Here is a 23,246-nt window from a genome sequence, read left to right as displayed (position 1 = left end):
TTTAGTCATTGTTTATCGATGGAAATAGCCTTGACTACATCATGTCACTATCTTAATGCATATCAAAAAACTGTTATGCGAATGTTTGTTGTTTTTCTGTTTATCATGATCTATTTGTTATGATTTTTTTGCCCTTCAAGATCAATTAATTAAAATATGTATATTTGTCGAGGTTTATTAACATATTATATATTCATGAAGACTATATTTCGTTCACTTTTATTGATACTACTTCTATGTTTTCATTTTGAAGGGAAAGCACAACTGTCTAAAAAACACTATATTCCTCCTTTTTATGGTAATGTTTCTATTGATGATCATGTTAGATTTAACGAAAAAGCTAGATATGATAAAGAGTTCGCTAAAAAGAATATTGCAGATGGATATGATTCTATGGGGTACTTTACCATCTATTTATCTACTAACGAGACTACTCCATTTGATGTAATCATTCGTGGTGGAGATGGAACCGTTTTAAAAACAATTAAAGGACTTTCTTCTAGTAATTCTGATATTTATAAGGTGCCTACCTTGATATATGAGTTTTTGAAAAAAGAATCTCTAAGTCAGCCTCTTTTTGTCAAGAAAAACGATCGTGGAAAGGTATTACAAAATAAAGGGTTGATTCTAGAAGGGGATCATGAGTTTTTTGTGAACTTGCGTATTGTTACTAGAGCTCAAGGAGCAAGTCTTACTTCAAAAGGAATGATTGCAGCAGGAACTCATTTCTTTGCAGGTTTTATGAGATCTGTCTTTTCTCCATATAACAATAATAACTCTCATTTTATCTCCATGATTGCATTGGAGAATAACACCGAATTGACAATATCTGATAGAGATTTTAATTGGTTTACTAGAAATCAAAACAGTTTAGATGGTTGGACAAATTTAGGGGGAAATAAGTATTCTCGCCTTTTTAATAAAGGAGAGACCATTACTTTGGGGTATGATGCCAGTAATTATCGTGGTAGTTACAATTATGGTGATGAGTTTGATGCTCCCAATGGAACAGAGATTGAGAGTACCAAGCCTATTGTCGTGAATACCGGATCATGGGCATCTAGTACCTATAATGATACACGACGAGATATCGGATTTGACCAAATTGTTCCATCTAATATTGTTGGATCTGAGTATATCTTGGTTCGTGGCCAGGGGAATGTATGTACAGATAAAAGATTGAATTGGAAAGATAGAGAGCTTGGGGATAAAACAAAACATGGTGAAAACGTGATGGTTATAGCCACGGAAGCCAATACTGAAGTAAAATTCTATAATAATAAAGGGAAACCTTTTAAAACACATCATTTTGATAATAAAGGAGATGCCTGTTTTTTCGATTTTGAGATATATGGAAGAAAAAAGACAAGTTTAAGACAATCAGTCTACTTCACATCCACCAAACCTGTATATGTATACCAAACGATGACAGGGTCTAGTACGGCTCCACAGACCAATGGAATGAGTTTTATCCCGCCATTAAAGTGTACTTCTGACTATAAAGTTACTATCCCACTTGCCCGAGCGGCAGAAGGAGAAGGAAGAAATAAGGATCAAAGACTAAATACTGTAATTAAAGGTTCCACAAAAAGTAAATCCTTGCGTATTCGTAATTCCTCTTCAGAGGTGGATCCTGCGGATATCACGTATTATAATATTGGGGGGGTAGACAATTGGTTTGCTTTCTCTTATAATATCGACAAGAATGACGATTATGTAATCGAGAATATTAATATGGATCCTATTAATGTGGCACTATATGGGGAGAGTGGGAATGTTGGTTCTGCCGGTTATTATTCTGGATTTGGTACACGCCCCCTTACGGTGCCAGAACTTGCAGTAGATGGGGCGGTGGAAAGCTGTGGTACCAATACACGCATTGTCGTTGCAAACAACCAGCCTGGATGGCGTTATCGTTGGTATAAGAATGAGTCTGTTATTGCTGGAGCTGAAGATCCTAGTTATACAACCACGGGGAGTGGCTTCTATGCTGTAGAGGCTATCTTAGATTGTGATGGGAAGGCTTCTAAAACATATCCTTCAGATCCTATATTTTTGTCTCCTTGTTTGAGTGTTGAGGCCTCTAAGAGTGCACAAGAGGGGGAGCGGTTGGATGTCCATGTCTCTCTTTCTGAGTCGATTCCTGTAGATGTCTCTTATGACTTAGAGTTGGTGACTACTACCGGAGAGGGATCTGCTCAAAGAACAAAAGATTTTCAAGTGATCGGAACGCTTACTGGGCTAACGATTCCTGCAAATCAAACAACCAAGACCATCTCATTTGACTTGATAGACGACGCAATGCGAGAGCCTGATGAGACTTTTGCCATACGTGTTACCCGATGCTCTGTTGCCAAGGTTAATATTGGAACCTGTTTGGTGACCATCAAAGATAATGATCTAAATAGACCCACTTTTACGATGGAATTAGAGGATGATGCTTGGAAAGATGGGATTAATGAAGATGGCTCAGAAGGTAAAGATATTACTGTGAAAATACGGCTTGCAGAGAAGAGTGGGTATGCTATATCAGTAGACTATGCCTTTGTAGACAAAACTGCAAAACGTGGAGAAGACTACCAAGCGATAGATGGGACACTCTCTTTTGCTCCAGAAGAACAAGAGAAAGAGATTCACTTCAGAGTATTAAATGATGCGCTTTATGATGTGGAGTCTTCTGAGACGTTTGGAATACGTCTATCTAATGTGGTAGAAGCTTCTTTGTCTGCGATGAGAGAAAAGCAGGTTTCTATTGTCGATGATGAAAGAAAACCTCAGTTTTATGTGACATCAAGTAGTGTGCTGACTGCAAGGGAGGGAGAACCTTTACAAATTAGATATCGCCTAGAATATCCGATGGATACGACCTATATTAGCCATTATGCAACAGAGACCTCTTCGGACGAGGGTTTTGCAACCGCTGGCGCTGATTATGTTGCCATTGCGAGAAGATCCTTTACAATTCCTAAGGGTGCCACGGAAGGAACTGCAGAAGTAACAACTCTTGAAGATGGCCTAAAAGAGCCGCAGGAGAAGCTATATTTTACTTTTGATGACAGTCCTTTGGCCCAAGTGAATGATCGTAAAGTGTCACTGTTTATTATTGATACAGATGCCAAACCGCAATTAACTTTTGCCTCCGAAGTGAAGGGAAAAGAGGGGGATATTATTACAGTGACTCTCACTTTAACTTCCGCTGTAGATCAAGATGTGGCAGTACAAGTTCGATATTTAGATGGCACAGCCAAAAAAGGTGAGGATTATAGAGTTTCTACCACCTCATTAACGATTCCTAGAGGGACTACTTCTGCCACTTTTACGATTCCAACAATACAGGATACAGAAGAGGAGGGTGATGAGATGTTTTATGCAAGTGTTGCAACCACAAGTTCTTTGGTTGAACTACCCAATGCAAACTTTACAACCGTCATTGAAGATGACGATTCGACACCTGTCGCGCGTGATGATTATAAAAGTATAGATGAGGGAAAAAGTCTAAGCTTCTCCTTTGCTGAAAATGATTCTCCAGGAGATATCCCAATTCAGGGTTATAAAATTGTAAGCTATGATTTCCCTGATTCTGAAATAGAATTTGATCGGAAGACTGGAAATTTCAAGTATACCCCTTCAGCTCACTATTCTGGTACCCACACTTTGACGTACTATTTCTTTGATGCGGATGGGGATCGCACTCGCAATGCTACAGTAACTGTTACAGTAAAAGAAGTCGATGATGTTCCTGTAGCTATTGATGATATGTATACTATTTCAGAACGAACTTCACTAGATTATCATAAATTATCTGCAAATGTTTTAGCTAATGATGAAGAAACTGGGGATGGGGTGACAGTATCCTTGGTGGAGGATGTTCGTCATGGGACTTTAAAATTAAATTCAGATGGAACTTTTGAATATGAACCAGATGCACAGTTTTTTTCTACATATGCTTTGAGTCCTACAATCCCACATGAAAACTTTACCTACAAAATAACCGATCAAAAACAGTCCAACCAAACTTCGACAGCCAAGTGTCAGGTCTCTGTGCGTTATTATAATAACTTTAGACCAAAGGTGGTGGATGATCATATAAGTACAAATGACAAGACACCAGTTTCCATCGATCCTCTACAAAATGATATAGATCGAGATGGAGTGGTTACAATAGATAAAGAGAGTTTTGCAATTGTGTCCAAAAGTGGTGCTGCAGCTGTATCTTATGAAAAAGGACTGTTGAAGATAACCCCTGTAGATGGTGTCGAAGAGACTGTGGTTGTGGAATATCAAATTAAAGACTTGGCTTTCGATGGACAGCTATCTAAAACCTCTAATGTAGGAAGGATAACGATTGTTATTAGTAGAACCAATAGAATCCCTGTGGCTGTTTGTGGGACTGTCCGTGATTTCTATTTATCGAAAAGCGGAAATCCTGTCTTAGAGGCAAGGTTGTTAGATAATGGTTCTACTGATCCGGATGGAGATGACCTTGACTTTAAGATAGAATCTAGTCTATGGGGATCGCAAAGCAGTGTGGTATTAAATTGTGACTATTTGGGAGTGGATATTCCTGTTACCTTGGTTGTCACTGATACCAACGGAGCAAGTAGTCGTTGCTCTACTCATATTACTGTTAAGGATACCATTACCCCAAAATTAGATGGGTTTGTACAAGAGGATCTTACCTATAGTATTCCCAAAGGGGCCACTGCAAGGGAAGTTTTCTATAATACCCCAATGTATTTAGATAATTGTGGTGGTCGAATACTACCGACAAGAACTTCTGGAGCTGCTAGTGGAAGTAGCTTCGGTATCGGATCCCACTTAATACTTTTTGAAGCATCGGATGCTTCTGGTAATAGAGGAAAAGAGATAAGTTTTACGATTCATATTATGGAGTTAACCCCAAAACTATCTATAGAAAAGAGTTCAAGGGTGTTATGTGAGGGCGAAAGTTGCGAGCTAGGAGTGGATATTAAAGGAGGTATCGGAAACACTACCATTGCTTTTTATTTGGATGGGCTGTTGTTCCCCGATGTCATATTTAGCAAGAATGCGAAAGGAGTTTATAGTGCGCTTTGGCTTCATCTTCCGAAAGGAGATCATCAAATAAAGGTTAAAGTGACCGATGAGAGTGGCACTATTTCTGAATCAGACTCCTTGCCAATCGATGTGAAAGGGAAGCCAAATAGCCTTAAAATTAAAGAAGACTAAGGGGGCTTCTTCCTGTTTTTTAAAGAGGAGGTGTTTATTGGATAACGATAGACACCTCCTCTTTTTGATTCTCAATGAGAGATTTTATATCATTATTGTTCCATCCAATCATATAAAAGTAGATGATATGATGACAGAAATAGACAAGTCACATGGAAGAATAGACTCTAGGAAGTACGAAATATACCCAATAAATACAGAAATGTTAGATCCTAGATGGTGTAATAGTGGCATATGTAATATGATTAAAGTGACAAGAGAGAGTTATAATGTAAAGAGAGATAAAAGGAGTACAGAAACACGATATTATATCACAAATTATAATGGGAAAATCGATGAAATTGCTGGAGCTATTAGAGGTCATTGGAAAATAGAAATAATGAATCGTATTCGTGATGTTAATTTTGGAGAAGACAAATTAAAGTCTTTAGATCATGGATTGCAAAAATCGATATCCTCTATTATGTTATTTATATGCAGTAAGTTAATGGAAATAAATAGTTACAACAACTTAAATATTTTAAGAGAAGAACTTGTGCACAATACTGATAAAATACACGATGTCTTCGCTGCTTAAATTTCATGAACAAGCCCTGTAAAAGAGATAAATCCCAAATGAAAACGTCTGTATTGAATGTATTCAAATTTATCTCTATGAGATAGTTAATGTGTTGGTATGTTATGGTTTATATGTGTTTTTATTTGCTAGTATACTGCTATGTTGGGCTTACTAATTGGTTTCCATATGATTGCTCTATTTAATTCAAAAAGCGGTTTGTTTTTATGTTAACTTAAAGTTAAACATTCTTATTACTCTAAGGTTAGTTTGTGAAATATATATAAATAATCTTTTATTGTATTTAACAATAAAATAGTATTGTTAGATTTAATATCTTTGATTTGTGGCAATTAATGTTAGTGGAAATATGACCTTAAAAGTAAAGATCTTGCTTATCCTATCTCTCTTTTCTTATCTAGTGAAAGGGCAGCAGTCGAAGATACACTATATTCCTCCTTTTTACGGAACTGTTTATGGTAATTCAGATTCCGAAGGACACTTTACGCTATATTTTTCTACCAATGAATCGACTCCTTTTGATGTAAGTACTCATGCAAAATTAATGGTATGTTCTAAACCAAATGCTCCTAGTGTTTCCAATAGACATTTTTTCAGAGAATTGTAGCTTTCATATGCTTTAAACTCAAGCCAAAAGTATTTGATGTGTTTCCAAAGTATTTCTATGATATTAAGTTCTGGAGAATATGGAGGAATAAAATAGATATAAAGATCTAAAGCATTCCATTCTTCTATTTTTGCTTTAAATTTTTTGGATCTATGAATAGGCGCATTATCAAGGACTAGTATTGTTTTCTTTGTTATCTGATTACATAACTTATCTATAAATGAGATCAAAATATCACTATTAATTGTTGTTTCATGTACTTCATAAAATATCTCATTTTTACGATTCATTGCTCCTATAACATTAAGAGCTTTACTTCTTGATGACGGAAGTAATATTTGACTCTTCTTGTCCTGCCATGCATATGGAACATAAGGAGTTAGACTAAAGTGACTTTCATCAACGAAATATAAATCTAAGTATCCTGAATCCTCACACTTACGTAATTCTGTTAGTTGATGTTGCTTTAGTTGGAAGTCTATATCATTCCGTTTTGTCTTGAGTGATCGCCGGACTCGTTTCCATACATACCCGATCTTTTTAAAAAACGTATTAAAGTCTCTTTTGAAATGGTAAGATTATAATGTTCTTTCAAATGATGAAGTATATAAGATAGATTACGATTATTTGTTTTTACTAAATCTTTGATTATATCATCGAATCCAGCTAATTTACACTTTGCTCCTCTTCCTTGTTTAATCCTAAGTGCATCAAAATTATATTCTAACCACTTGTCAAATAGACGTGATACTGTAATGACAGATATTCCCATTATCCTTGAAATATCAACCATAGAATAGTGACTATTGGACAGTAATAGGCAATGTGAACGCATTCTTTCCACCTTGTTGTCTGAATGTTCATATAGAGCAGTTAGTTTTAGAACTGCATCCTGTGTTAACTTTATATATCGCATGTCTCAAAGAAACAACATCTATTTTAATCATGAAAAAAAACTATCTGTAATTATGTGGACTTACTTAACTATTCGTGATGGTCAGAGAAACGAAATTATTACGATTCATGATTTGTCTTCCACGGAGTCAAAATCCTATACCGTTCCCAATACCGTCCTACAGTATCTTCAAGATCACTCTTTGAAACAACGTTTATTTGTTTTACAAGAGGATAGAGGTGTCGTGAAGGACAATAAAGGTTTATTTGTGGAGGGAGATCATGAGTTCTTTGTCAATGTTCGTATTGAGACCAATAATCAAGGAGCAAGTTTGACTTCCAAAGGAGAGGTTGGAATTGGAAAACAATTCTTTTTAGGTTTTATGAGAAATGTATTTTCCGGTCATAAGGACAATAATTCAAACTTTTTTTCCATTATGGCTACCGAAGACGGTACTGTTGTTAGAGTACATAATGACACTTTTGATTGGTTTAGTGGTTCAGAAAATAAGAAAACTGAATGGACCGGTGATATGACTTCTGGATATCAATGTACATTAAATAGTGGTCAGACGGTGACCTTAGGTTATAATATTGCCAGTACTTCGTTGTCTCTAGGGGATGATTTTGATTCGCCTAGTGGAACAGAGGTTACCTCTTCCAAACCTGTTGTAGTGAATAGTGGTTCATGGTCTGCGAGTCCTCACAGTGGAAAAGCGAGAGATATTGGTTTCGACCAAATTGTCCCTGCAGAAGTGATCGGAGACAAGTATATCTTTATCAAAGGGCAGGGGATTTATGGATCAAATACTGCAAAGGGGGAGAGTGTTATTTTAATTGCAACAGAGGATAATACGGTCGTCGAATATGAGTCAAATGGAACAACTGTGCACCATACCATTTCTAAGAAGGGGGACTATTTGCGATTAGGTTCTGAAATATATGAGCAACATGGTGCAATAACCACGCTGCTTCCTGCGATCTATCTTACTTCATCCAAGCCAATATATGCCTATCAAACTATATCGGGAGCTCCCGATAAATCCCAAACAACAGGAATGAGCTTTATTCCTCCACTGAAATGTTCTACAGGATGGAAGGTGACGATTCCTTCTGCGAAAGAGCTTGAAAATCCGAATACTAGTACGATCAATGCCATGATCAAAGGGGCGACGAGAAGTAAGTTTGTCGAGATTAATGGAGTCCCTTTAGTTGATGCCGATTATGTTTCTGTAGGCACTAGTGGATGGTACACTTTTTCTTATGAGGTGACAACGAATGATAATTTTCTAGTTGAAAATAGCAATCAAGATCCTGTGAATGTCGCTCTTTACATCGTGAGTGGCAATATAGGTGCTGCTGGTTATTTTTCAGGATTCGGTATTCGTCCTATTTTAAACCCTTATATTAAATTGGAAGGGGCTGTAGAGGCTTGTGCTGATAATGTCGATTTAGTGATTCAAAATCCTCATCATGGTTGGAGTTACACATGGTATCAAGATGACAATCCAATTGTTGGGGAAACTGCATCTAGTTTTACCCCGTCATCGAGTGGCCTTTACTATGTAGATGCTGCCTATGGGTGTGATGGTGAAACACCAAAGATCTATCAGTCTGATAAGGTATTTCTGTCGGCTTGCTTGGGAACTTCTAGTACCCTCAGTGGGGTAGAGGGAACCACTATTGATTTTGACGTGGTATTGTCTGAATCTCTTTCGAGTGATTTGTCGTTCGATCTAATTCTGGAGCCAATAGTTGGAGAGGGGGCAGCGATAGAAGGGAATGATTTTCAGTTTGCAGAATCATTGGTTCATCTTGTGATTCCTAGTGGTTCGATAAAGAAAACCATTCAAATCGATCTGTTAGATGATGCGACACACGAAGCACCAGAGTCTTTCACCGTACGTATTGCCAATAACAGTCTTGCCAAACTAAGTATTGCTAGTAGTGTGATCTCTATTGTCGATAATGATCCTGTGGTTTTAAATTTATCTGATGGTAGTGGAGCCACTGAGGCCTCTTATTGTGAAGGAAATAGTCGAGAGTTAGTCTTAAATATCACGGATGGAAGTCCCTCTCTTTCTCTTCTTTGTTTTGTTAACTCTGTCGAAAGAAGCGATATTTTATTTACTGCCCCAACGACAGAAAACCCCTATTATAGTGCCGTTTTTCCTGAAATGAGTGCAGGGACGTATCAAGTCCAAGTTAAAGGAACGGATGCAGTGCCCACAACCTTTGAGTCTAATGTAATCCAATATCATGTAAAAGGGAAACCACGCCCTTTAAGGATTATGTTTTAACGATTATCAAAGGACTGGTAATTTTATACTGTCTGTTCTCAAGTGTTGTTTCAAAAAAGTACATGCTTGATCATTATGTGATTATGACTGTTTCTAGTCTTCGTCTGTTATCTTTATCGTGTTTCATGCGATACCTGGGATGATTCGATTTACTCCTATCAAACAACAATCGGTCAAGATACTCGTACCAATAGTCTAGGAATGAAATATCTAGTTTTTAGTCAAAAGGGGGGAGCTAAACAAAATCTTTGTCTTCTTATCTATTTCTAAGTACAGTTGTTTAGAGATCTAAATGCATTGAATCAATTCGTGACGAAAAGTTCTTTTCATTGAAAGTTTGCGTTGTGATTTTTATTCAATGAATCCTATTGAAAAAATGATAAATATGGAGGTGAATTTAGGTCATACCCTTTATTGAGAGTATTGTTATTTATTCTTTTTTCACAACTAGTACTATGTTTAACTCGATGTTATAACGTTTGATTACATTTATATATTCTTTGAATTAACTATTTGTATTTATCTATATTTAATGATTTGATGAATGATTACTTGTTCATGATGGGTGAAAGTATAGGAGTTATTTGTTGCTGTTTTATTCAAAAAAGAAAGAATATATTTTAAAAAATAGTTCTTCGGTGTATCTGCCTTTATGTTACCTGTTCTCCATCTGTGTTTGAGATTAGCAAGAGTGTTGTGTAGGATATGTTGTTATTGTAATGGTTTGATATATAATTATTTGTGTGGTTTGTATCTCCTTGTATATTTCTCCACAAGATATGTGGGATTCTAAATAACAGTACTCCTGTTTATTATTCCATTAATACTTCTTATACTTATAGGTTATTGGTTTAAAAGTTGTCTAATTATTTTATTGTATGAGAAGATCGATTAAGATTTCCTTTGTTTTGTTTTTTTTGTTTAATACTTTTTTAGGGCTATGCCAGCTCTCTAAAGTTCATTATATACCTCCATTTTATGGAAACGTAACCAAATACAAACGAGATGTGGAAGGTTATTTTACTTTATATCTCTCCACCAACAATCCTACTCCTTTCGATGTATTGATAAAACGGGGTGATGGAACTCCTATTGATACGGTGGTAGGACTCTCTAGTAGTACTTCTGGCTTGTATAAATTTGATACCTATATCAAAGACTTTGTGTATGGAACAGGAGAATATCCTCTGTTTGTAAAGCCTGGAAATCGAGGGAAAGTCCTTTCGAATAAAGGAGTTGTGCTAACCGCAGAGAGTGACTTTTTTGTCAATGCTCGGATTACAACTGGAGCCCAAGGTGGTAGTTTAACCTCTAAGGGAGCTGTCGCAACAGGAACACAATTTTTTGCTGGTTTTATGAAGAGTGTGAAATCACGAGAGTATGACGCATATAATTCACATTTCATCTCTATTATTGCTACTGCCAATAATACCAATGTGACAGTTTCTAAGCCTGGATTCGATTGGTTTGAAGAGGAAAAAAGTCAAAATAGCCAGAGAGATTGGATTCGTTCTGGGAGATATCCTAACTATCAATATACTTGTCGTTTAAACAAGGGGGAAACTGTAACCTTAGGATATAATAATAGGGAATATGAGGCAAGTTATGGCTCTCTCTTTGATGCACCTACAGGAACTGAGATTAACTCTACGAAGCCTATTGTTGTGAATACTGGATCTTGGGCTGCAAGTCCACTAAATGGTCGAAGTAGGGATATTGGCTTTGATCAAATTGTTCCCGTTCGTGTGGTCGGAGATCAATATGTCGTGGTGAAGGGACAAGGTATTGCCTCCAACAACACAAAAAATGGAGAGAGTGTGATAGTGGTGGCTACCGAGCCGAATACAACGATTACATTCTACGATAACTTAGGGCGTAAAAGTGTTACTCGTACCCTTGCTAATAAGGGAGATTATTATCATTTTGATTATACAATTTTTAATAAATACAGATACCATGCAAAAAAATGGGTGAAAGTTAATAGAAGATGGAAATTGACTAATTATACCATACTTAATGACCTATCCTCTTCTGTCTATTTTACTACAAGTCATCCAACCTATGTATATCAGACGATCACTGGAGCCTCTACCAAGACCCAAACGACAGGAATGAGTTTTATTCCTCCATTGAAGTGTACATCGGATTATAAAGTGACTATTCCTAAAGCAAAATCAGTAAGAGGAGATGGAGAAAGAAGGCTTAACACCGTAATTAAGGGCTCTACAAGAAGTCCAAATATTAGAATTAACGGCTCACGATCAGGGGTAACTTATTACGATATTGGCGGAATTAATAACTGGGTAACTTTCACCTATAACGTTCCATCAGATGGGGATTATGTGGTGGAGAATATAATGAATGATCCTATTAATGTGGCACTCTATGGAGAGAGTGATAATGTTGGTTCGGCAGGTTATTATTCTGGCTTTGGTACTCGTCCATTGACAGTCCCAGAGTTGGCTGTGGATGGAGCGGTTGAGGCTTGTGCAACCAACACACGTATGATGGTTGCCAATGATCAGAAGAGCTGGAGTTATCGATGGTATAAAAATGAGTCTGTAATACCTGGTGCCACCTCTTCGAGCTATACCACGACAGGGAGTGGATTTTATGCTGTAGAGGCAATACTAGATTGTGATGGAAGAGTAACTAAAACTTATCCTTCTGATCCGATATTCTTATCTCCATGTATCAGTATTGAACAGACGAAGAGTGCCGTAGAAGGTGAGTCGTTGGATGTGGTGGTTTCCTTGTCCGAATCTATTCCTGTCAATGTCTCTTTTGATTTAGAGCTGATTACTACCTCTGGGGTCGGGGCTGCCCAAAAGTCTAAGGATTTTCAAGTGATTGGTTCGTTAACAGGTTTAACTTTCCCTGCCAACGAAACTTCACAGATAGTCTCTTTTGACCTGATTGATGATGTTATGCGTGAACCAGACGAGACCTTTTCAATTCGTATTACGCGTTGTACTATGTCCAAAATTAATATTGGTACGTGCGACGTGACCATTAAAGACAACGATCTAGATAAACCATCTTTTACGATGAACTTTACGGATAGTCGATGGAGTGACGGTATTGAAGAGAATGGGTCGGAAGGCCAAGATATCTCTCTTAAGGTTCGACTCTCTGAGAAGAGTGGGTACGCTATCTCTGTGGATTATCGTTTTATGGATAAGCTCGCTAAAAATGGACTTGATTATCAAGGTGTAAACGGGACGTTAAACTTTGCACCAGAGGAACAAGAGAAAGAGATCCATTTCAAAGTGTTGAATGATGCGTTCTATGATGTGGAGTCGCTAGAAGATTTTGGTATTCTACTATTCAACGCTCATGAGTCCGTGTTACCGACAGAGCCAGAGAAACGTGTCTCTATTCATGATGATGAACTGAAACCTAATTTCTCTATTGCATCAAATAGTGTGCTGACTGCCAGAGAAGGAGAAACGTTGCGAGTGGTTTATGAGTTAGATACTCCTATTGACTCTATCTATAGTGGGAGGTATGCGACCAAGACTTTGACCTCTTCGGCTTTTGCTACTTCTGGTATCGACTTTATAAAAGTACGAACCACTGCTTTCTCTATCCCGATTGGAGATACGAGTGGGGCCGTTGAAATATCTACTGTTACTGATGGTGTAAAAGAGCTACAGGAGCAGTTTTATTTGTCTTTTAGAGGCAATGAGTTGGCTGATCCAGAGACGATGAATGTCCCTCTCTATATTATTGACACGGATGCCAAACCACAACTTACATTTGCTTCTGAGGTTCGAATTCAGGAGGGAGCAACTGTCACGATTCCTTTCAATCTAACCTCTGCCGTAGGTGAGCAGGTGTCATTAGAACTACACTATTCTGATATCTCTGCAACCAATGGGGTGGATTATACCCGTTCTACAACGACATTGAATATTCCAGATGGAAGCACCTCTATCTCTTTTGTCCTTCCAACATTGCAGGACACGGAGGAGGAGGGTGAGGAATCTCTTCAGATCACCGTTACCTCGTCGAGTAGTTTGATTGAACTCCCTAATGCTGATTTTACCGTAGTGATCGAAGATGATGATTCTACTCCGATTGCTCGAGATGATCGTTACACGATAGAGGAAGGAGCGAGTCTAACCTGTTCCTTTGCCGACAACGATTTCATGGGAGATACACCAATCCAAGGGTACACGATTGTTCGTAGTGACTTCCCGAACTCGGAGATTGTTTTCGATGATAAAACAGGCTCTTTTCAGTATTACCCTTCCGAGAACTATTCTGGAACCCATACTTTGACCTACCATTTTATAGACTTCGATGGAGATGTAAGTGCGGATGCTACGGTAACAGTCGTGGTGAATGAGGTGGACGATATTCCTATTGCCAACGATGACTTATATTCTGTTTTAGAACGAACTTCTCCTAGCTATCACAAGCTGACTCGTAATGTTTTGTCTAACGATGTAGGCAAAGGGGATGGGGTTACTGTCTCTTTGGTAAAGGATGTTCATCATGGTACTTTGAAATTAAATGCGAATGGTACCTTTGAATATGAGCCAGATGCACAGTTTTTCTCTTCGGACACTTTTGTGCCTTCCATATCGAAAGACTATTTTACCTATCGCATCACCGATCAAAAGCAGCCTGGTCAGGTTTCGATTGCCAAATGTCAGATCGGTGTGAGTTATTATAATGACTTTGCTCCCCAAGTGGTGGATGATGTGATCAGTACCAATGATAAAACACCGGTCTCTATCAATCCGTTATCGAATGATCTGGATGGAGATGGCGCATTTACTATTGATGCAAAGAGTTTTGCAATTGTTTCAAAGAGTGGATTAGCAAATGTAATTTTTGAAGATGGGTTGTTGAAGGTAACTCCTGTATATGGTGTGGAGGAAGAGGTGGTGGTAGGATATCGAATCAAGGATACTAGTTTTGATGGAGTCGACTCTAAAACTTCTAATATTGGTCATGTTACCATCGATATCAGTCGAACCAATAGGCTGCCTGTGGCTGTCTGTGGGACTATTCCCGATTTCTATATTTCCAAGACTATAAATCCCGTATTAGAAGCAAAAATGTTGGATGGCGGATCTTCGGATGCCGATGGAGATGATCTTAGCTTTCTGATAGAATCTAGTGTTTTAGGAAACTTTAATAGTCTCGAGTTAACTTGTGATCATGTCGGTAATGATATCCCACTTACTCTAGTGGTTACAGATACAAATGGAGCAACTAGTCGTTGTAGTACCACAATCAATGTATTGGATTCGATTACTCCAACACTTGTAGGAGATGCCCCAGATGATGTGATATATAGTATCTCCAGAGGGAGCTCTTCTAAGGAGGTTTACTATAGTATTCCAATGTATCATGATAACTGTAGTGGAACGACTGTTGCAGTTCGTGTAGAAGGAGCCCCTAGTGGAAGTCGTTTTGGTATAGGGGATCACCTAATTCGCTTTGAGAAGACCGATGCCTCAGGGAATAGAGGGTTCGAAACTCATTTTACGATCACTGTGGTAGAACTTATTCCAACTCTCACTATGGCAGACCGCTCTTCTAAATTATGTGAAGGAGAGAGTTGTGAATTGGGCGTGAATATTACTGGAGGAGTCGGAGAATCTACTATTAGACTCTATTTAGATGGTGTGTTGTTTCCATCAATGACCTTCCTGAAAGGATCTGACGGAATTTATCGTGGAATTTGGACCAATCTCCCTAAAGGGTCACATCAACTCATCGTAAAAGTTACGGATTCGAGTGGTACAGAATCAGGATCTCTTCCATTATCTATCGAAGTGAAAGGGAAACCATCTAGCTTGACGATTGTACGAAGATAGAATCATCAAGTGTTGTCTCTCTCTAAGGCGGGATCGATTAAAATAGTATCTTAATGAAAAGAAGGAGAGAAGGCATAACCTTTTGCCCATCTCTCCTTTTTTTTGCCTATCTATTTCGTTTTTGCGTTACATCTAGTTTAGACTTTGGTTACCCTTTAGTTACCCTTAGAGTAACCAAAGGGTAACTGAAGGGTAACTGAAGGGTATTCGAACCTAGGTGGAAAACCGATTCAGAAAAGGTAAATATAAAGATTTGCATTGTATGATTTTACTTTGATAGAGAAGGATAATTATTGTGGTGTTCAGTATAATAGACCCATGTGTGTCACTTTATTGGTTTTTAGACTTTTTTTAAATTAACCTTTTGACCTCTCAAAAGGGGTAAAAAGGAGGGGTGGTTCGTGGTGTAATATAAATGAAGCCTTATCTTTGTTAACAGTATTAAGGTAGGGGGATCTGATTGAAGCGACTCCTATTTTATATGATTTTGTTTATAGTAATAATAAAATAGAGATAAGTCATGGCTGAATTTATTTATGAAAAGCCTTTTCAACTTGGAAAAGATACTACAGAGTATCGTCTACTAACTAAGGACTATATAAAAGTTGTTGAGTTTGACGGACGTAAGATTTTAAAAGTAGATCCTAAAGGACTAGAGCTACTTGCACAAGAGGCAATGGCTGATGTCTCTTTCTATCTAAGAAAAGCACACTTGCAGTCTGTGGCTAAAATTCTTCAAGATCCTGAAGCAACAGATAACGATCGCTTTGTGGCACACACCATGCTTTTGAACTCAGTAGTGGCAGCAGAAGGAGAACTTCCTACATGTCAAGATACTGGTACTGCGATTGTTGTTGGAAAAAAAGGAGAAGATGTATATACTGGTATCGATGATGGAGAGGCTCTTTCTCGTGGTATTTTCAATACTTACCAAGATCGTAATCTACGTTACTCACAAGTGGTTCCTTTCTCTATGTTCGATGAGAAAAATTCAGGAATCAACCTTCCTGCACAGATCGATCTTTATACAAATCCAGGAAATAAATATGAGTTCCTATTCCTAACTAAAGGAGGAGGATCTGCAAACAAAACATATCTTTATCAAGAGACCAAAGCGCTTTTGACAGAAGATGCATTAACTAAATTTGTAAAGGCGAAGATCAAAGATCTTGGTACTTCGGCTTGTCCTCCTTATCACTTGGCGTTGGTAATTGGTGGTACTTCGGCAGAGGTAAACTTGGCTACTGTGAAAAAAGCATCTGCTGGATACCTAGACCATCTTCCAACAGAAGGAAATGAGAGTGGACGTGCTTTCCGTGACCTAGAGTGGGAAAAGAGAGTACAAAAGATGTGTGAAGAGTATGGAGTAGGTGCACAGTTTGGTGGAAAATATTTCACTCATGATGTTCGTGTAATCCGTCTTCCTCGTCACGCTGCTTCTTGTCCTGTAGGTATTGGAGTAAGCTGTAGTGCGGACCGTAACGTAAAAGGAAAAATTACAGAAGAGGGAATTTTCCTTGAGCAGTTAGAGAAAAACCCATCACAATTTATTCCAGAGAATGCTCCTGAATTGGTGAAAGCAATTGATATCGATTTGGATCGTCCTATGGAAGAGGTTTGTGCTGAGTTGTCTAAATATCCTGTGAAAACACGATTGAACCTTAGTGGTACATTGGTGGTTGCACGTGATATCGCTCATGCGAAGATTAAAGAGATCTTGGATAGTGGAAAACCAATGCCAGAGTATATGTTGAAGCACCCTGTATACTATGCAGGTCCTGCTAAAACTCCTCAAGGAATGGCTTCAGGTAGTTTCGGACCTACTACTGCTGGACGTATGGACCCTTATACTGACCAATTCCAAACCAACAAAGGGGCGATGGTAATGGTTGCAAAAGGAAACCGTTCACAGCAAGTAACAGACTCTTGTAAGAAACATGGTGGATTCTACCTAGGTTCTATCGGTGGACCAGCAGCGATCCTTGCGAAGACAAGTATCAAGTCTGTAGAGGTTATCGACTTCCCAGAGTTGGGTATGGAAGCAGTTCGTAAGATTCGCATCGAAAATTTCCCTGCGTTTATCATTGTAGACGACAAAGGAAACGACTTCTTTGCTGAATATAAAGATCGTTAGATCTATTTCACGATAATATTAAAAATAGGGTGTCCATCATGATGGACACCCTATTTTTTTTTGTTGATATGGAGTCGGGATGTTTGCTATATCGAACCCTCTATGTTTTTGGAGATGTTATTCTTGTGGCATAGATTTGTTTCCATCATATTGACATAACCAACGGAAGCAGGAGCTTCCTTTCTCCCAGGAGTTGTAACATCAATTATTGTCGTGGCGAATTGTTATGACAGGTTGTAGGGCATGCCCAAGGGAGTGCACCTACGTGTGGTTGTCGTGAAAGTTTCTGACTCAAATTGTGGTGATAATTTGTTGTGTCGTAGCTGCAAACCCATGTGTTTGCCATGATATGTCAACCATGTTGTTGGTTGGTGATTTATCGCGACAAATTGTGGTGTGTTGATTTGTAGTGACAACACCTGGGAGCCTCGAAGCCAATGTCATTAAGTTAAGTAATGTGTTGATTATCAATGACTTGGCTTGTTATTATGATAAATATTTCGTATATTGTATTCATAATCAACAACATAGGCATGGTAAAAAAAACACCTGAGTTCATATTGAAAAAGATAATGCAATATATATATTCGAATGAATTACAGAATCAATATAGAATGAACGACAAAGATTTTACAAGAAATAGAAAATTAAAATTCCCGAAAATACTTCTCTTTTTAATGAATAGAATTACCAAGACACTATCTATTGAAATTGATAATATCATTGGTGTATTTAACAAAGACAAAAAACTTAAAACAGATGATCATTTTACCAAGAGTGCATTTGTTCAAAGCAGAAAAAAGATTGATTACAAGGTGTTTGATGTTTTATCAAAGAAACTTACTGATGAATTTTATACTGATAATACTTATAAGAAATGGCATAAGTTTAGAGTCCTTGCAGTAGATGGATCGCTTCTAACTCTACCCAATACCAAAGAGTTAATGGAAGTCTTTGGATCTAATCAACCACATACAAAAGAACCTATTATTCAGGGAAGAGTTTCTTTATTATATGATGTATTAAATGGATTTGTTATTGATTCAACACTTCAGCCACTTTCTAGAACAGAACGAGATTTAGCGATTGATCATATAAAGCATGCAACTCCTGGTGATCTTATTTTATATGACAGAGGCTATCCTTCTTTTGATATGATGTATCAACATAAGAAAAGGGATATTGACTTTCTTTTTCGAGTTCAAACGAACTTTAATAAAGAAACAAAAGAGTTTTTGAATAGTACGGATAAAACAAAGTTGATTGAATTATCTCCAAGTATAACATGTTTAAAAGAAAAAGGTTACACTGGTGATGAAACTATCATTGTACGCATGAATAAAGTTGTGTTGCCAAATGGCACTGTTGAAATTCTTATAAGTTCTCTTCTTGATAAAGATGAGTATAGAAATAACATATTTAAAGACCTGTATTTCAAGAGATGGAATGTGGAGATTTTTTATAATGAATTGAAGAATAAACTGAAGGTTGGAAACTTTTCAGGGAACTCAGAACAAGTGATATTACAAGATTTTTATTCCACCATTTTTGTTAGCAATATCCAAACCTTATTAATCGAAGAGATTAATGATGAATTAAAAGAACAGAAAGGGACTAAAAAATACAATTACAAAGTAAACAATAATGTATCCTATGGAATCTTGAAGAATAGAATCATTGAGATATTCTTTACAGAACAAGAAATGTCCAAAACGATATTTCAGATTAAAGAACTATTAAAAAAACACACAATTCCTATACGACCGAATAGAAAAAATGAGCGAGACACTAGAAAATTTGATAACAGAAAACGTCCAAAAACACTTACGAATCAAAGAGATGCAATATAATTAAAGCTTAACTTAATGACATTGGCCTCGAAGCTCCTGCTTCGAGATTGCACGAAACTTCGTGAAATATTGTTTGAATCAATCTAATTAAGTGTATTATAACACCCAATGGAAGCAGGAGCTTCCTATTTTCCAAGTGTTGGAGCATCGATTATTGATACATCATTTATTGTCGTGGCGAATTGTGGTGACAAATTGTTGTATGGTAGCTGCAAACCCATGTGTTTGCCATGATGTGTCAACCATGTTGCTTTAAGATATGTAGATATAGTGTTGGGTAATATTACTTGTGTTGAAATTGGTATATTAAGCGTTGCAATTTTCGCATGGAGGGCAAACACATGGGTTTGCAGCTACCACGCTGAATTTGCATGGTTCTGCTGGGATAATATTGACGTATGGAGAGCAAACTCATGTGTTTGCCATGATGTTGCAACTAATTATTTTGTAAAAAAGAAGTGCCAAATACATGGCTTATTGTAGTAGTTGGCACTTTGAAGTAAATCGACCTTTTATCCTTTTTTTGTTTTCCAATTTTCTTTAGCCTTCTTTCTCATCTCGTCCTGTAGGTCTTTATATTTTTTGTATTGTTCTTTAGTCAAGATCTCTTCTAAGGCTTCATTTTTTTCTAGTTGAGCAACACGAAAAGCATTTATTTTTTCCATTCGACTAGATAACTGCATTACCTTGTCAAGCTTTTCCGCTGTTTCTAAGTTAATTTGGTATACTTTACCTTCCTGTTCTTTGGTTAATTCCAATTTTTCTTTCATCAAATCAGTTTGCTTTTCGGCTCTTTCTTTGGCAGTACCCAAATCTTGTGATGTTATTTGGGCTTGAATCGTTAAAACTGATGTGAACATCAATGCGATAATAAATACTAGCTTTTTCATATTCTTTAAATTATATATTAGTGTTTTTTTTATTGATGATTCTAAAGTATAGGGTTGTCGTTACCTAAGAGGTGTGAGCTAAACAAACGACAGATTTAATATTACGAACGACAGTCTATATTACTCATCCTACTTTTTATAACTTTACCCCTAAAGTCAACATTATATATTGTGGTAGGCTATTTGCATTTATCTGTTCCGTATATGTTTCGTGGATATTATAACTTATACTTTGGCTCTGGTTAAAAAGGTCGTATACGCTTAGTTTGATGTGGGCACGCTTGTTCTTCAGGAAATCTTTACCAACAGACAAATTCACCAACGAATAGTTCTCCTTGTTTTGCTCACCAAAATAATCATAGGAGGTGCTCTTCACCTCAAAACCTGCATCCCAACTGTTTAGAAAGCTAAAATTTGCTTCTACATTTAATTCGTTTTTGATAAACTTTGTACTATTGCTGTTTTCGCTGTTTAAAGTGTGATTATAAGAAGTACTATTGGTAACTAAGAAGTCTATTTTATTTGATATATTACTAGCAAGCGACAGATTTAATGTGGTGGAATGTTGTTTAGAATCTAACTTAATACCTTGAAAAATCGTTGGAATATTACTGTAGGCGTATTTTATTCCCGTCGTGAAATTTGAGCGGATCAAGCTGATAGGTATGGCATAATCAAATCCTGCCACTCCGTTGAAATAACCATCAAGGTTGACCGGTTTTAATACATTTGTTCCTGCTGCTAATTCAGTTCCGTATATGATTTGGTCGTCTTCAGTAAAATAATTTTCTACGCTAATATAGCCATTCGTATATTTGGCAGAAGCATATGCTGATAGATATATTGCCTTCGAACTAAGGGTTTGCGTATATCTTAGCACTCCCATATACTGGGTACCAACCTCCAAATCAGGATTACCTATAACAACGTTCTGCGGATTGGATATATCAACTGTTGGCTGAAGTTGAGAAATGGAAGGAATGGTTGATTTTCCTCTTACGAAAAAGGTTAAACTCTTTTTTGACGTGATAAAGTATTTACCGAAAATCATCGGGAAGATGTTATACTTGTCTTCTTGAACACTTGGTTTACTTGTGAATAATTTTTCCTTGTTTAATGTTGTTTTTTCAAACGAAAGACCGGCATTAAGCATAAGCTTCAGACCAAATGAACTATATCCTACTTCAGTCTTATTTGTTAAATAATTTACCTTGGAGTTATTAGATAACAAGTCGTTTTTATGCGAATAATCTCCCGCGTTATTTAAAAACACATCGGTATTGCTGTTTGACCAACCATATGTGCTGCTTGCAACAATATTCAGATTCCCTTGTATTGACAAGGGTTCTTTATATGAAATCCTTAACAAGGCTTTATTCTCATTTTTATCCAATTCCTCATAGCGGTCGGTATTCGTTTTTAGTTTTGTATTTACTTTGTTAGATGAATTAATGTATTGTTCTGTTTCGTTGCTGCTTAATTTTATGTTGGCTATGGTTGTTAAAGAACGACCTGTATCGTTAAACTTGTGTAACCAAATAGCATTGGTTGAAGTGTTTAAACCATCTTGGGTTGCATTAACCAGTGCTAAAGTGTTTGATAAGGACAGGTCGTTGGTATATTCGCTTATTAAGGAGTTGCTGTTCACATTTCCATCCATCACAAATATGTCTTCACTCAATATCAATTTGTCATTTTTCCCTTCAAGGGTATATTTAAGGTTAAGCTTATGAATTTCTGTAGTTGATTTAATGGAGTCCATAATATCGTAAAACAATACATCCTGGTAGTTTTGTAGGTTGCTTTGGTATAGTTCATTATTTCGCCTACCGGAGGTGTAGTTTAATGAAAGCATGCTTTTGTCGCTTAAGTTAAGATTATAGTTGACAGCTCGGTTCTTGTTTTCTTGTTCTCCTGCCAAAGAGGATTGTTCATCACCTAAAATTCCAAGTTGAGAAGAAACTTTTGCCTCAAAAGACTTAAACTCTGACAGGTCCATGCGACTAGAATTGATATTATTATTATCACACATCAAGGTTAAATCATGTTTTTTGTTTGCGCTCATCAATGTGTTTTCGAGCATGTAACGGCCATCTGTTCCATATCCACCATCAAACAATCCGATCCATTTTTTTCTCTTCCCCGGTTTTGTTATAATATTTATAGCTTTTACGCTGTTGCCATTTGCATAACCGGTAAACGAAGCCACATCCCCATAATCGTCGAACAGCTGTATGTTTTGAATTATTTCGGCAGGCAACACGTTTAAAGCCAACTTAGGGTCGTTTTCGAAAAATGGTTTACCATCCACATATATTTTTTTAACCTGTTCGCCTTGGGTTTCTATTTTATCATTTTTATAAGTAAAACCAGGAAGTTTTTTAATCAGGTTTATTCCTTTGGCATTATCATGTACTTTGACTGAGGATGCACTAAATATAAGGGTATCTCCATTCTGTGTAGCAATGGGGATATTTGCTTTCACTTCTACTTCTCCAATGGCAATTTCCTCCCTATTCATATATATTGTTGCACTTTCGATATTTGTCCCATTCATTCGAAACAACACCTTCTTACGTTCATATCCCATAAAGAAGATGTTCAGGTTACATGTATCTGTTTGATTATTCACTAAAAGGTAGAAATCTCCTTTAGTATCCGATATGGTTACTTCGCCATTATCGGTAACAATGGAAGCCCCAGCTAAAGGTTCCTTCGTTGAACGGTCAATAATTTTACCACTAATCGTTATTAATTTATTGGATATTTGTGCATTTAAAACTATACAGCAAACCATTGCGAAAATCATGCTAACAACCCTTTTCATCTTTGTCGTTTTTTCTTGTTTGTTTGACAAATGTATGGGCTGTTGTTATTGAGATAGGTTCGATTTAAACCAACGACATAATAATTATTACCAACGACATACCCCCCTTTCTTTAGGGGATACGA

Annotated in this window: 10 protein-coding genes; 6 read left to right on the top strand and 4 right to left on the bottom strand. The window is 37.1% G+C overall.

Annotated features, from left to right (window positions below):
* The first annotated feature begins 195 nt into the window (after positions 1–195).
* Together K4L44_08550 and K4L44_08545 are read left to right on the top strand one after the other, a co-directional pair.
* Positions 196–5,208: an HYR domain-containing protein gene (locus K4L44_08550; protein ID QZE15865.1), complete on the top strand. Its 5,013-nt coding sequence runs from the start codon at positions 196–198 to the stop codon at positions 5,206–5,208.
* A gap of 127 nt (positions 5,209–5,335) precedes the next feature.
* A complete protein-coding gene (locus K4L44_08545) occupies positions 5,336–5,785 on the top strand; it encodes a hypothetical protein (protein QZE15864.1) in 450 nt (149 codons plus the stop codon).
* A gap of 531 nt (positions 5,786–6,316) precedes the next feature.
* Here K4L44_08545 and K4L44_08540 read toward each other — a convergent pair.
* Both K4L44_08540 and K4L44_08535 read right to left on the bottom strand, forming a co-directional pair.
* The gene (locus tag K4L44_08540; protein QZE15984.1) at positions 6,317–6,928 is read right to left on the bottom strand and encodes an IS630 family transposase; all 612 of its coding nucleotides are present in this window, start codon (positions 6,926–6,928) and stop codon (positions 6,317–6,319) included.
* Complete coding sequence (locus K4L44_08535; protein ID QZE15863.1) at positions 6,871–7,308, bottom strand: hypothetical protein; 438 nt, start codon at positions 7,306–7,308, stop codon at positions 6,871–6,873. Before K4L44_08535 ends, K4L44_08540 begins: the two co-directional genes overlap by 58 nt.
* Positions 7,309–7,360: 52 nt before the next feature.
* On the opposite strand from K4L44_08535, the gene K4L44_08530 reads away from it, so the two are divergent.
* The 4 genes from K4L44_08530 to K4L44_08515 all read left to right on the top strand — a co-directional run bounded on the left by K4L44_08530 (position 7,361) and on the right by K4L44_08515 (position 19,404).
* Positions 7,361–9,586: a hypothetical protein gene (locus tag K4L44_08530; protein ID QZE15862.1), complete on the top strand. Its 2,226-nt coding sequence runs from the start codon at positions 7,361–7,363 to the stop codon at positions 9,584–9,586.
* A gap of 878 nt (positions 9,587–10,464) precedes the next feature.
* Positions 10,465–15,420, top strand: coding sequence for an HYR domain-containing protein (locus K4L44_08525; protein ID QZE15861.1), 4,956 nt, complete (start codon positions 10,465–10,467; stop codon positions 15,418–15,420).
* Between the two features lie 520 nt (positions 15,421–15,940).
* On the top strand, positions 15,941–17,554 hold the full coding sequence (locus tag K4L44_08520) for a fumarate hydratase (GenBank protein QZE15860.1): 1,614 nt from the start codon (positions 15,941–15,943) through the stop codon (positions 17,552–17,554).
* Between the two features lie 572 nt (positions 17,555–18,126).
* Positions 18,127–19,404, top strand: coding sequence for an IS4 family transposase (locus tag K4L44_08515; GenBank protein ID QZE15859.1), 1,278 nt, complete (start codon positions 18,127–18,129; stop codon positions 19,402–19,404).
* A 512-nt stretch (positions 19,405–19,916) separates the two neighbouring features.
* Here the strand turns inward: K4L44_08515 and K4L44_08510 are convergent.
* Both K4L44_08510 and K4L44_08505 read right to left on the bottom strand, forming a co-directional pair.
* Positions 19,917–20,294, bottom strand: a complete 378-nt coding sequence (locus tag K4L44_08510; protein QZE15858.1) for a hypothetical protein — start codon at positions 20,292–20,294, stop codon at positions 19,917–19,919.
* Positions 20,295–20,430: 136 nt separating this feature from the next.
* Positions 20,431–23,121, bottom strand: coding sequence for an outer membrane beta-barrel protein (locus K4L44_08505; protein QZE15857.1), 2,691 nt, complete (start codon positions 23,119–23,121; stop codon positions 20,431–20,433).
* Between the last annotated feature and the right edge of the window lie 125 nt (positions 23,122–23,246).

Source organism: Prolixibacteraceae bacterium, assembly GCA_019720755.1.
In the GTDB taxonomy this organism is placed as follows: Bacteria; Bacteroidota; Bacteroidia; order Bacteroidales; family Prolixibacteraceae; genus Halosquirtibacter; species Halosquirtibacter laminarini.
This window is presented reverse-complemented; position numbering and strand designations above follow the sequence as displayed.